Source organism: Modestobacter sp. VKM Ac-2983 (genome assembly GCF_026967885.1).
Taxonomy (GTDB): Bacteria; Actinomycetota; Actinomycetes; order Mycobacteriales; family Geodermatophilaceae; genus Modestobacter.
In genome coordinates, this window is record NZ_JAPVBK010000001.1 from 82,203 (window position 1) to 94,226 (window position 12,024).

Sequence of the window (12,024 nt, forward strand, 5' to 3'; positions counted from 1 at the left end):
GTGACCAGCCGGTGCGACCGGCAGCTGACACGGAGGAGACCCATGGACCGTCGCCTGGCCCTGGTGCCGCTCGCCGTCCTCGTCCTGGCCGGCTGTACCGGTGACGGCGAGGACGACAGCGCGGAGGCAGGGGGGACGACGGCGACCGCCGCCCCCGGCGAGGTCGAGTGGGGCGCCTGCGGGTTCGACGTCCCGGCCGGGGTCGACATCGAGTGCGGCACCCTCGAGGTGCCGGCCGACCGCGACGACCCGGGCGCCGGCACGGTCAGCCTGGCCTTCGGCGTGGTCGCCGCGGCCGCCGAGGACCCGGCGGAGGAACCGCTCGTCTACCTCTCCGGCGGGCCGGGCCAGGGTGCGCTGGAGATCGTGCCGCTGGCGTTCGGTGAGCTGTACGAGCCGCTCGCCCAGGAGCGGGACCTGATCCTGCTCGACCAGCGGGGGACCGGGCTGACCGAGCCCTCGCTGGCCTGCGAGGAGTACAGCTCGTGGGTGCGGGAGTCGCTGGGCTCCGACGAGCCGGTCGAGGAGCTGGCGGCCCAGGCCACCGCCGCGCTGGACGAGTGCCGGCAGCGGCTGGTCGACGAGGGCGTCGACTTCGACGACTACGACAGCGCCGCCTCCGCCGCCGACCTCGAGGACCTGCGCCGGGCGCTGGGCCACGAGGAGTGGGACCTCTACGGGATCTCCTACGGCACGCGGCTGGCACAGACCGCCATGCGCGACCACCCCGAGGGCATCCGGGCGGTGGTGCTCGACGCCTCGTACCCGATCGACGCCGACCTCTACGAGGAGACGCCGGGCAACGCCGCCCGGGCCCTGGAGGGGCTGTTCGCCGCCTGCGCCGCCGACGCCGGGTGCGCCGAGCAGTACCCCGGCCTGGAGCAGACCGTCACCGACCTCGTCGCGGAGCTGGACGCCGAGCCGGCGACGGTCACGGTGCTCGACCCGATGACGGGCGAGCGGGTGGAGGGCCCGCTGGACGGCGCCGGCCTCGTCGGGTTCCTGTTCCAGAGCATGTACTCGACCGAGCTGATCCCGTTCCTCCCGGAGATCGTCGAGGCGGCGGCGAACGACGACTTCGGCACGATCGGCCTGCTGCTCGGCGCCTTCGCCCAGCAGCTGGACCTGGTCAGCGTCGGCCAGCAGCTGGCCGTGCAGTGCGAGGAGGAGATCAGCTTCAGCGACCGGGAGCTGGTGGCGGCGGCGGCCGCCGAGCACCCCCTCGTCGAGAGCTTCTTCGCCAACGCGCCCACGATGGGACCGGCCATCTTCGACGTCTGCGCCGACTGGGACGCCGGCGAGCCCGGCCCGGCGGAGAACGAGGCGCTGACCAGCGACATCCCCACCCTCGTGCTGGCCGGAGAGCTCGACCCGATCACCCCACCGCGGTGGGGCGCGCAGCTGGCCGCGGACCTCGACGACAGCGTCTTCGTCGAGTTCCCGTCGACCGGGCACGGCTCGGTGGGGACCCACGAGTGTGCCGTTCAGCTGACCCGCGACTTCCTCGCCGACCCGGACAGCGAGCCGGACGCCTCCTGCGTCGACGACGTCGAGCTCCCCGCCTTCACCCCGGAGGCCGTGCAGGTGGAGATGACGGCCTGGGAGAGCGAGGAGCTGGGCGTCGCCGGTCTCCGGCCGGAGGGGTGGTCCGAGGTGCTCCCCGGGGCGTTCCAGCAGTCGCCGCTGGTCTCGCTGGTGCAGCAGGTGGTGCCCGGGGCGACGGCCGACCAGGTGCTCCAGCAGGTGGCCGGGCAGCTGGGCACCGGTCAGCCCCTCGAGCCGGTGGACCAGCGTGAGACCGGGGCGGCCACCTGGGACGTCTACCGGCTCGACGACCTCGGACAGCGGGTCGACCTGGCCCTGGCCGACACCCCGGCCGGGCTCGCCGTGGTGCAGCTGGCCGCGAGCCCGGCGCGCAGCGACGTCTACCGGGACCAGGTCTTCGACCCCGCGGTGGAGGCCTTCGACCCCGGCGCCTGACCGACCCCGCCGCCTGACCGACCGGGCTACGCCGGGACGGCGTCGCGCAGCACCGGGCAGCTCATGCACCGCGGGCCGCCCCGGCCGCTGCCCAGCTCCGACCCCGCGATCGCGATGACCTCGATCCCGGCGGCCTCCAGGGCGGCGTTGGTGACCGTGTTCCGCTCGTAGGCGACGGCGAGCCGCGGGGCCAGCGCGAGGGTGTTGTTGCCGTCGTCCCACTGCTCCCGCTCGGCGGTCACCGGGTCGAGCCCGGTGTCGATCACCCGCAACCGGTCGATCCCCATCGCCTGCGCGGCGGCGATCAGGAACGGCTGCGGGCCCTCGACCGACAGCTCGGCCGTGTCGGGGGACGCGTCCCCGGCCGTCACGGTCCAGGCCTGCAGGTGGTCGGCGATCGCCGGGTACATGACCATCGCGTCGACGTCGACCATGGTGGCGACGGTGTCCAGGTGCATGGTGGCCCGCTGCTGGGCGATCGGGACGACGAGCACCGTGTGGGCCAGCCCGCGGGCGAACACCCGCCGGGCCAGTCGCTCCGCGCCGCCGGGCGTGGTCCGCTCGCCCACCCCGACGGCGACGACGCCCGGGGACAGCAGCAGCACGTCGCCGCCCTCCAGGTGCTCCAGGTGCGGGCCGTAGAGCTGCTCGACACCGGCGAACCGAGGGTGGTGGGTGTACAGCGCCGCGGTCAGCGCGCTCTCCCGGTCGCGGGCCGGCATGGCCAGCGAGGTGACGGCCACCTGCCCGCCGACCCACACCGAGGAGTCGCGGGTGAACATCAGGTTGGGCAGCGGCGGGACGACGAAGTCCCCGCGCCCCATCAGCTCGTAGGCCAGCCCGCGGCCGCCGCGCAGCTCGTCGTGCGCGACCCCGGTGATCAGCGCCGTGGCGAGGTCCTCGGGCGCCAGGCCGTCCAGGTGGGCGGTCGTGGCGTGCTGCAGGGTGGCGCCCAGCCGCGGGTCGTCGACGGCGGCGGCGATGACCTCCGCGCGGGCGGCCGGCAGCGCCATCACCTCGGCCAGCAGTCGGTCCAGGTGCAGCACCTCCACCCCGCGCTCGGTGAGCGCCGCGGCGAACGCGTCGTGCTCCTCCTGCGCGCGCGCCACCCAGGGGACGCCGTCGAAGAGCAGCTCGTCGTTGTTGCGCGGGGTGAGCCGGCGCAGCTCGGCGCCGGGGCGGTGCAGGAGCACGGTGCGGAGCCGGCCGACCTCGCTGGTCACGCCGGGGGTCACGGGGATCGGGGCGGGCATGGCCCGAGCCTGCTGGATCTTGCTCGGGTCGGCCAGCCCGGAACGGGTGAGTCCGCCGGTGCGGTCCCGCCGGGGAGCCGGCGGTCGTGGTGGACTGCGGCGGTGACACCTGCCGACCACCCCCCTCCGTCGGCCGCCGGGGGCGGGCAGCCGCGCTGGCTCGTCGTGCTGCTGTCCGCGGGCCTGTCGCTGCTCGTGGCCGCCCTGGTGCTGTTCCTGCTGGGCGTCTTCCAGGTGGAGCAGATCGGATCGGCCGGGCTGCTGCTGGTGCTCGTCGCGGCTGCCGTCGTGGGGGGCTTCGCCGCCCGTGCCCTGGCGGCCAGGCTCCCGCCACCCGGCCGGCGCCCGCGGGGCTGACCGGCGTGTCGGGCCGCTGATCGGAGCGCGCCTGGTCAGGGCCGCGCCCCCCGATCAGGGCAGCCTCTCCTGGCTGGCGGGCGTCCCGCGGAGCTGTCAACCTCGGGTCATGACCCAGATGCTGGACATGCCCCAGGTGCAGGACTGCTCGGTCGACAGCTGTTCGTACAACGCCGACCACGCCTGCCACGCCGGCGCCATCACCGTCGGCGGCGACCACGCCCACTGCGGCACCTTCGTCGAGATCTCGTTCCGTGCCGGGCTCGAGCGGACCGGCGTCGTCGGCGCCTGCCACCGCTCGGACTGCGTGCACAACGAGGCCCTCGAGTGCCGCGCGTCCGCCGTGCAGGTCGGCTCGGGCACTGACGCGGCAGACTGCCTCACCTACAGCACCCGCTGACCCCCGCCGGCGTCCCCGCGGGGGTGCCGGCTCACGCGACCAGCTGCTCCAGCTCGTCGGCGCCGGCCACCGGCTCCAGGGCCAGCGCGGGCGTGCGCAGCACGGTGTCGGAGACCGAGAGCGCCGCGATCGGGTCGCCGTCGTCCACGAGGACGGCGCGGCCCGCGGCCGCGACCGGCCGCAGCGCGGCGAGCACGGTGCGTCGGTCGTCGGCGGCCAGGCCATCGGTCAGGTGGTCGACCAGGACGACGGACGCCGGCCCGGTGCGCGCGCCCTCGACGTCGTCCAGCCGCTGCTGCACGCTGTCGCCGGGGGCGGCGGTCAGCCGGGTCACGGCGAGGGAGGCGTGCCCTCCGGCGCACCGGGCGCTGCCCGGGTCCAGGGCGGCCATGGTCGCCGCCCGTGCCCCAGCGGGACCCAGCAGCACCGTCACGCCGCCGACCGGCAGTCGCAGACCCATCACACCATCCTCGCGTCGAGTGAGGCGAGGCTAACCTGACCGGGTCGCCCGGCGCCAGTCACCCGCCGAGGGCGGTCAGGAGCGCGCTGGCCGGTCCGGGTCCGTGGCGGCTTCGGCGGCGGGGGAGGCGGCGCCGTCCCGGGGCAGCAGCCGGGACAGCCCGGCTCGCGTCAGCGCCGGCTGCAGCTCGGCGGGCACGGCCAGCAGCCGCAGTCGTCCCCCGCGGCGCTCCGGCTTGCGGCTCAGGTGCACCAGCAGCTGCAGCCCCGCCGCGTCGATCGCGGTGACCGCGGCGAGGTCTGCCCGGTCCGGCCAGTCCGACGGTGGGACCAGCAACCGGAAGCGGCGCACCACCTCCCGGTCGATGCGGCCGGAGAGCCGCAGCAGCGGACCGGTCTCGTCCTCGCCCGGGACCACCTCGCCGGCGGCAGGATCGAGGCCGCTGGACACACAGCACCGGTACCCCTGTCGAGCTGCCGAAACGTGCTCGGTCGGTGCCGACGGCCTGGTGGCGGTGCGCGCGCCACCCCGATCCTGTCCACGCAGCGGGAAGGGTTTTCCACTCTCTGGTCCGACGGTGCAGGGTGACGGGGTGGACACGTACACGCACGGGCACGCCGAGCCGGTCCTGCAGGCACACCGGTGGCGGACGGCGGAGAACTCGGCGGGGTACCTGCTGCCCTGGCTCCGCCCGGGGCTCGACGTCCTCGACGTGGGCTGCGGCCCGGGCACGATCACCGTCGACCTCGCGGCCCGGGTGATGCCGGGGCGGGTGGTCGGGCTCGACGTGTCGCCCGCGCCGCTCGCGGAGGCGCGGGCGCTGGCCGAGCGGGCCGGCGTGGCGGTGGAGTTCGGGGTGGGCGACGGCTACGCGCTGGCCGCCGCCGACGACTCCTTCGACGTCGTGCACGCCCACCAGGTGCTCCAGCACCTGACCGACCCGGTCGCCGCGCTGCGCGAGATGGGCCGGGTCTGCCGGCCCGGTGGGCTGATCGCCGTCCGCGACGTCGACTACGCCGCCACCACCTGGTTCCCGGCGTCCGCGGGGCTGGACCGTTGGCTGGACCTCTACCAGCAGGTGGCCCGGGCCAACGGGGCCGAGCCGGACGCCGGCCGGCGGCTGCGGTCCTGGGCGCACGCCGCCGGGCTGCGGGAGACCGTGGCCACGACGTCGGCCTGGTGCTTCGCGACCCCCGACGAGCGGGCCTGGTGGGCGCGGTCCTGGGCCGGGCGGGCGACCGCCTCGGCCTTCGCCGAACAGGCCGTGGGCGCCGGGCTCGCCACCCCGGGCGAGCTGGAGACGATCGCGGCGGCCTGGCTGCACTGGGCGGAGGCCGACGACGGCTGGCTGGGCATGCTGCACGGGGAGCTGCTCATCCGGGTGTGACGCCCCTCGGCACGGGTCAGATCGGCGCGGGCACCGGCTGCTCGTCGGCGTGGGCGATGTGCCGCAGCGAGCGCCAGATGAGCACCACGAACACGGCCGACCCGGCGAAGGCGAACCAGAACGGGGCGGTCACGCCCCAGTGCTGGGCGAGCACCCCGCCGAGGCCCGAGCCGACCACCAGCCCGCCGTAGACGCCCACCACGTTGACGCTGCCCACCCGGCCCTGCAGCGCCGCCGGCACCGCCCGCTGCCGGACGGCGACCGACGTCGTCCCCCAGATGAAGGCGTGCGCCCCGAACACGAAGAAGACCGGCAGGGCGACCCACGCACTCGTGGTCAGGGCCAGCGCGAGGTGGGTCAGCGTCTCCACGACCAGGCCGATCCGCATCAGGTCCCCCAGGCTGACCCGGCGGGTGATCCAGCCGTACGTCAGGCCGCCGACGATGCCCCCGACCGCACCGACGGTGGTCACCAGCCCGAAGCCGATCTCACCCAGCCCGATCCGCTCGGTGGCGTAGAGCACCAGCACCGACCAGGCGGCGCCGAAGGTGACGTTGAAGATGGTGATGGTCAGCACCAGGGTGCGGACGGCGGCGTGGTGCCGCGCCCAGCGCAGCCCCTCGGCGATGTCGTGCCGCATCGCCGTCCGTCGGTCCGCGACGCGCTCCCGGGCGGGCAGCAGGACCCGGGTGACCAGCACCGCCCCGAGGGCCACCAGCACCGCCTGCACACCCAGCGCCCACGCCGCACCGACGGTGAACAGCGCGGCCCCCAACGGTGGGCCGGCGAGCTGGTTCACCGTGATGAACCCGGTCTGCAGCCGCCCGTTGGCGACCGCCAGGTCCTCCCGGGCCACCAGCATGGGCACCAGCGTCTGCGAGCTGTTGTCGGCGAACACCTCGGCGGTGGCGAGCAGGAACAGCGCTGCCAGCACCGCGGCGATGGACACCCGGTCGGTGGCCACCGCCAGGGTCAGCACGGTGAGGACGACGGCGCGGGCGAGGTCGACGGTCAGCACGATCAGCCGCCGGTCCAGCCGGTCGGTCAGCGCCCCGGCGACGAGGCCGAACAGCAGCGGCGGCAGCCACTGCACCGTCGCGGCCAGCGCCACCAGGAACGCGTCCCGGGTGAGCGAGGCGACCAGCAGGGGCCCGGCGGCCAGCGCGACCCCGTCCCCGAGGTTCGTCGTCCAGGAGGAGGCCAGCAGCCAGCGGAAGCTGGTGCCGAGCCGCGCCGGGACCAGGACCTGACCGATGCGGCTCACGAACGCCAGACCTTAGCCGTGCTCAGGGACGGCGTCGTCCGGTTTCCGCTCCGGGCGTCAGGCAGGCGCGGGGAAGCGGACGTGCGCCTCGAGCGTCTGCAGCGACCGGTGCATCCCGACGGTGACCGCGCCGAGGGCGAAGAAGCCCTCGTCGTCGGCGATCTCGGAGCTGCGCAGCAGCGCGGTCAGCCGGTTCGACGCCGACACCGCGGTGGCGATCGCGGCGTCCCGGTCGTCGGGCTGGTCCTCGGCGGCGTGGAAGGGGAGCCGCACCACACCGGCCAGGCCCTCCAGTGCGTCGGCGAGGACCCAGCCGGTGCCGTCGTCCACCCGGTCCAGCCCGCGCCGGTGCGGTTGGAACTCCACGACGAGCGTGGTGAGGTCGTCGACCAGGACGGCGACGCGGTCGAGCGCGCGGGACTGCGCCCGGACGCTGCCGGCTGTGCCCTGCCACCGGTTCGCCCGCGGGTTCGCCCGCCGGGCCCGCTCGACCTGTGTCTCGGCCCGGCGCATCTGCTCCAGGGCGGTGTCCAGCGCCTCGCCCTGCTCCTCCCACTCGTGCGGGGCCGGGAGCTGCCCGTTGCGCAGCGCCACGGCGATCGTCTCCAGGTGGGCGGCCAGCGTCTCCCGGGTCCGGGCGATCCGTTCGACGGCGGTGGTCAGCTGCAGCGGCGGGAACAGCGCCGTCGTCACCAGGACGCCGATCACGGCGCCCAGCAGGGTGAGCCCGGCGTAGCGGAGGGCGTACTCGGCCGGGTCCGACGTCCCGACCGTCAGCATCAGGACGGCGGCGAAGCTGACCCAGCTGGCCTGCTCGCGGAACAGCGACCGCCACTGCTCGACCACGATCGCCAGGGCGACGATCAGCGCGATGGTCAGCGCGTTCGGCACCGCCCGGGTGACCTCGTAGACCACGACGGCCAGGGCGAAGCCCACCAGGATGGCGGCGAGGCTGCGCCACGCCGCCGAGGCGGAGTCGGCGATCGTCGGGCTGACCGCGATGACCGCACCCAGCGGCGCGTAGTAGGCGTACTCCGACAGCATCGGCGGCAGCAGCACGGCCACCTGCCAGGACAGCCCGGCCGCCAGCGCCGCCCGGACCATCCGCTGCACCCAGGGCTGCTGTAGTCGCCCGATCACCGAACCCACCCGACCAGGATGCGGCCCACCGTCCGGACAGCGGCGCTGGGGGGACGTGACGTCCCTCGCCCGAGGGGCCGTCCCGCACCTAAGGGGCCGAAGTCGCGCCCTTGCCCGAGGTCGGGCATGGCTCGAAGTCGGACCCGGCACGGCTCGGCTGGCCGCGGACACCGCACGCACTGCCGGTGAGGGCCGCTCGCGTGCACCCGCCATCCATCGTGGCTGAGCTCGGCGGCCGCGCGGCCACCTTCGGGCAGGCCGTCAGCGGGACGACGGCGGATACAACATGACCTCCTTTGTGTTGTACCGAGCACGGTCGCCTCAATCGCCGGCGGCTCCACGGCGTTGCGGTGCCACGGTCGGGGGGGCGTCCTGCGGACGGAGCGATGGGCCTGCTGGCGCAGTAGCCGTCAGCTCTCTGCATCTGTCAGCAAGGCACATCGGCTTACGAATCGCCCTGGGCTTCAGATGCGGCGGCTCCGAGGTTCGAGCGCCGTCGTCCCTCTGCCGCCTTCCTCGGCCTACTTGCGCTGATCGTTGATCTTGCGGCCGACGGCGAAGCGCGAGACGGCGGGGATGATGAGCCCCAGACGCATCGGTGCGATGCCCGGTGCGGCCGCCCCGGCCGCCCAGAGGATGGCCCCGGAGATGGCCAGCGCGGCCGCGATCAACAGGACGCGGTCGAGACGCTGCCCTTCGCCTCGAACCCGGTGAGGCTGGCTTCGAGCTCGATGGCCGCACCGTCCTGAAGCCATCGTCGTCGGGCGGGGGCGGAGGGCCGCCGTACTCGCTCCTTCGCCACCGAGGCGCTGCGAAGCTGGGTGCTGCGCTGCAAGACGTTCAGGACGCTCTGGGTCGTGACCGCAGCCGGCACACTCGACCGTTCGCCCAACTACCTGCTTGCCTCCCCGCGCGCCTCCGGCGGTGAGGAGTAGGCATGCCTGCCAGAACGCGGGCGGCGCAGGTTCTCTGACTAGAGATGTTCCATAGCAGACTGATCCGCGATGCGATACCGCCAGTATTTGCGCAGCACGACCCGGGGAGATTGTAGAGCCACTCTCCCCGGATCGTGCTGCGTTGCCATTCAATTGCTCCAGTGGACGTTGACGGCGTCCACCTAGAGGCCAGTTCTAGCCTGGCAACGATTCAACCCCTCGTCCAGAAGCCGGACGCGCGGTCGTTCTGGTTGGCGGACATGGAGGTCGAAGAAGTGTGGGGGGGCGCAGTGAAGAGGGTTCGGATCTCGGCGTAGGGGGTGGTGAGGTAGTACACGTCGATGTACTTACCTCCACCGTTCACCCACGAGGACAACTGGTACTGGAAGCCGTAGTCCTGGAACTTCACCCCGGGGTAAGGGTAGGAGTCGGACCACTGCAGCCGGCGGCCGCCGTAGTTGCTGTTCTCGTAGAAGCAGTACCAGTCGTTGCCGAACGTCACCGTGGGGCAGTTTCCGACCGAGGCTGCGGCGACTGCTTGGACCGAAGCGGACTTCTCCGCGGCCGTGCCCGCCGGCACCATCCCGGCGGTCTCCTGGGCTGCGCGCTCATCGTGGGAGCTGTGCGTGCTCCCTTGGCGGGGAAGGAAACGAGGACCTGCCCGTTCTCCCAGCCGACCTCGTTGGCACTGATCTGGGTGCCACCGGGGGTCAGCTGGAGCTGGGCGTCGATGCGCGTCTGGACGGGCAGCGCCTCGTTGTGGACCGTGGCCATCAGGGCCGCTTGGGAGGGCGCTGCCGAGGCGGCAGTGGTGCCAGTGATCGTTGCGAATGCAACCGCGGCAATGACCACGGCGAGGGAGCGAAACCTACGCATGATTGGACCATTCCTGGCTTCGGGAACGGGAACTGTGCGCGCCCGGCAACACTGGCGGATTCGCCACCTAGGCGTCAACGGACCACTACTACGTGTGTACATCGTCGGCGCCGCTCGACAGGCCCCGAGCGACCGGGACTTGGGATCATTTCGCCCAGCGGTGTAACGCGTCGGTCCCATCCGGCCATGAGGGAGCGCGAGCCCGATGACGCCAGCACAAGAGCGGTTCAGTGCGCGTACGCCGCCCACTGCTACTAAGTGTGTACGTCGTCTATTGAGTGTGTACATCGTCGGCGCGCTCGACGGGCCCCGAGCGACCGGGACTTGGGATCATTTCGCCCAGCGGTGTAACGCGTCGGTCCCATTCGGCCATGAGGGAGTGTGAGCCCGATGACGCCAGCACAAGAGCGGTTCAGCGCGCTGTACGCCGCCCACTACGGCGAGGTGCTGGCCTACTGCCTGCGGCGCGCAGCGCCTGAGACCGCACGCGATGCCGCGGCCGAGACCTTCCTCGTGGCTTGGCGTCGGCCAGACAGCGTTCCTGACGACCCCATCGCCTACCTGATCAAGACGGCCAGCCTGGTTCTGCGCGGACAGGCCCGCTCCTCCCGCCGACAGGACCGCACCGCCGCCAAGCTTTCGACGGTCAGCGACCAGCTCTTCGCTGATCACGCCGACGTGGTGGCGGTATCGGCGGACATGACGCAGGCGCTGAGACGGCTTTCCGCCGGTGATCGTGAGCTGTTGATGCTCAGCGCATGGGAAGACCTAGATGCGGCCACGATCGCGAAGGTCATCGGGTGTTCGACGGCTACGGCGCGGGTCCGGCTCCACCGGGCTCGCCGGCGACTCGCCCAACACCTGCAGGAACCCAGTCCCGCGCACCAGTCGAACCCCAGCCCGGTGCATTCGTTCAAGGAGACGGCATGAACCAGCACAAGCTCCTCCACGACCAGCTCCGAGCGGAGAACCCAGTGACGATGACGCGCGAGCTGGACGCCCGGGCCGTAGGTGACCTCAAGGGCATCCTGGCCACTCCTCAGCAAGCCCCAGCCCCGCGCACTTTCCCAGCGCCGACGCTGGGGAGGGCGGCCCTTCCTCGTCCCCGATGGGCGATCGCCGGTCTCGTTGCGGCCGTCCTCGCCATCGCCGTGATCGCCTTGATGACCTTCTCTCCAGGAGGCGGGGGGCAGACTGCCTACGCGGCGACCCCAGACCAGCTCACCGTTCTGGGCGATGACGCCTTCGCCGCTGCTGGGCTGTCTGCATCCGCTAGTGCACCAGAGCTGCTGCGCACCATCGCCGAGCGGGCAGCAGGAGCACCGGATGACACCGGCCAAGGCATGTACGCCCGGATCCGCACCGAGAGCTGGAACCTCTTCACCCGCATCGATGGGGAGCGAGTGAGCAGCGAAGTCGTGCCCCAGACACTCACGTCGTGGACCGCACCTGATGGCAGCGGGAAGAGCGTCACCGCGCTTGCCTTCCCCGGCGGCAAGACCGACATCACGACGGTCGAAGGCGGCGCTGGGAGTCGGGCGCTGATGTGGCCCCTTGGTTCCCTGTCTTCTGACCCGGTGACCCTTGCCGACCAGCTGGGTGCCGAGCACCCCGCAAGCAACGGGCCGGCAGAGCGGCTTGTGGCCGTAGCCGACCTCACCCGAGAGCAGCCGATCAAGCCCCCGGTGCGAGCAGCGGTCCTGCGGTACCTGGCCGAGACCCCAGGCCTGAGCACTACCGGGATGGTCACCGACCGGGCGGGGCGCACTGGCCTGGCGGTCCACGTGGACAGCAGCATGGGTGGTCTCCCCGAGCGTCGAACCGTCATCATCGACCCCAGCGATGGCCGTGTGCTCGGCACGGAAACCATGCTCACCACGACAGCTGGCGAACTGAACGTCCGCGCTCCTTCAGTCATCAGCTACACCAGCTACCTGGAGGCGGCCTACGTCGGCTCCCTCGACTGAGAAGC

General features: G+C 72.8%; 13 protein-coding genes. 6 read left to right on the forward strand and 7 right to left on the reverse strand.

Annotated elements, in window-relative coordinates:
• The first annotated feature begins 42 nt into the window (after nt 1-42).
• Nucleotides 43-1,980, forward strand: coding sequence for an alpha/beta hydrolase (locus tag O2W18_RS00400; RefSeq protein ID WP_269185612.1), 1,938 nt, complete (start codon nt 43-45; stop codon nt 1,978-1,980).
• Nucleotides 1,981-2,006: 26 nt separating this feature from the next.
• Here the strand turns inward: O2W18_RS00400 and O2W18_RS00405 are convergent, their stop codons facing one another.
• Complete coding sequence (locus tag O2W18_RS00405; protein WP_269185613.1) at nt 2,007-3,233, reverse strand: arginine deiminase; 1,227 nt, start codon at nt 3,231-3,233, stop codon at nt 2,007-2,009.
• A 102-nt stretch (nt 3,234-3,335) separates the two neighbouring features.
• Here O2W18_RS00405 and O2W18_RS00410 point away from each other — a divergent pair, with 102 nt between their 5' ends.
• Nucleotides 3,336-3,590: a hypothetical protein gene (locus O2W18_RS00410; RefSeq protein ID WP_269185614.1), complete on the forward strand. Its 255-nt coding sequence runs from the start codon at nt 3,336-3,338 to the stop codon at nt 3,588-3,590.
• Between the two features lie 109 nt (nt 3,591-3,699).
• Complete coding sequence (locus O2W18_RS00415) at nt 3,700-3,990, forward strand: DUF1540 domain-containing protein (RefSeq protein ID WP_269185615.1); 291 nt, start codon at nt 3,700-3,702, stop codon at nt 3,988-3,990.
• 31 nt (nt 3,991-4,021) lie between these two features.
• Here the strand turns inward: O2W18_RS00415 and O2W18_RS00420 are convergent, their stop codons facing one another.
• Nucleotides 4,022-4,450 carry a hypothetical protein gene (locus O2W18_RS00420; protein WP_269185616.1) on the reverse strand — a complete coding sequence of 143 codons (429 nt, stop codon included), beginning with the start codon at nt 4,448-4,450 and terminating at the stop codon, nt 4,022-4,024.
• Nucleotides 4,451-4,525: 75 nt separating this feature from the next.
• Nucleotides 4,526-4,900 carry an STAS domain-containing protein gene (locus O2W18_RS00425; protein ID WP_269185617.1) on the reverse strand — a complete coding sequence of 125 codons (375 nt, stop codon included), beginning with the start codon at nt 4,898-4,900 and terminating at the stop codon, nt 4,526-4,528.
• A gap of 142 nt (nt 4,901-5,042) precedes the next feature.
• On the opposite strand from O2W18_RS00425, the gene O2W18_RS00430 reads away from it, so the two are divergent.
• Nucleotides 5,043-5,837: a methyltransferase domain-containing protein gene (locus O2W18_RS00430; protein ID WP_269185618.1), complete on the forward strand. Its 795-nt coding sequence runs from the start codon at nt 5,043-5,045 to the stop codon at nt 5,835-5,837.
• Between the two features lie 16 nt (nt 5,838-5,853).
• Here the strand turns inward: O2W18_RS00430 and O2W18_RS00435 are convergent, their stop codons facing one another.
• From O2W18_RS00435 to O2W18_RS00450, 4 genes are all read right to left on the reverse strand, one after another.
• Nucleotides 5,854-7,101, reverse strand: a complete 1,248-nt coding sequence (locus O2W18_RS00435) for an MFS transporter (RefSeq protein ID WP_269185619.1) — start codon at nt 7,099-7,101, stop codon at nt 5,854-5,856.
• A gap of 57 nt (nt 7,102-7,158) precedes the next feature.
• On the reverse strand, nt 7,159-8,250 hold the full coding sequence (locus O2W18_RS00440; RefSeq protein ID WP_269185620.1) for an FUSC family protein: 1,092 nt from the start codon (nt 8,248-8,250) through the stop codon (nt 7,159-7,161).
• 512 nt (nt 8,251-8,762) lie between these two features.
• Complete coding sequence (locus tag O2W18_RS00445; RefSeq protein ID WP_269185621.1) at nt 8,763-8,912, reverse strand: hypothetical protein; 150 nt, start codon at nt 8,910-8,912, stop codon at nt 8,763-8,765.
• Nucleotides 8,913-9,387: 475 nt separating this feature from the next.
• The gene (locus O2W18_RS00450) at nt 9,388-9,759 is read right to left on the reverse strand and encodes a peptidase inhibitor family I36 protein (RefSeq protein ID WP_269185622.1); all 372 of its coding nucleotides are present in this window, start codon (nt 9,757-9,759) and stop codon (nt 9,388-9,390) included.
• 683 nt (nt 9,760-10,442) lie between these two features.
• On the opposite strand from O2W18_RS00450, the gene O2W18_RS00455 reads away from it, so the two are divergent.
• Both O2W18_RS00455 and O2W18_RS00460 read left to right on the forward strand, forming a co-directional pair.
• The gene (locus O2W18_RS00455; protein ID WP_269186723.1) at nt 10,443-10,982 is read left to right on the forward strand and encodes an RNA polymerase sigma factor; all 540 of its coding nucleotides are present in this window, start codon (nt 10,443-10,445) and stop codon (nt 10,980-10,982) included.
• Nucleotides 10,979-12,019 (forward strand): CU044_5270 family protein, encoded by a 1,041-nt coding sequence (locus O2W18_RS00460; RefSeq protein ID WP_269185623.1) that lies wholly within the window; start codon nt 10,979-10,981, stop codon nt 12,017-12,019. Before O2W18_RS00455 ends, O2W18_RS00460 begins: the two co-directional genes overlap by 4 nt.
• Nucleotides 12,020-12,024 lie beyond the last annotated feature (5 nt).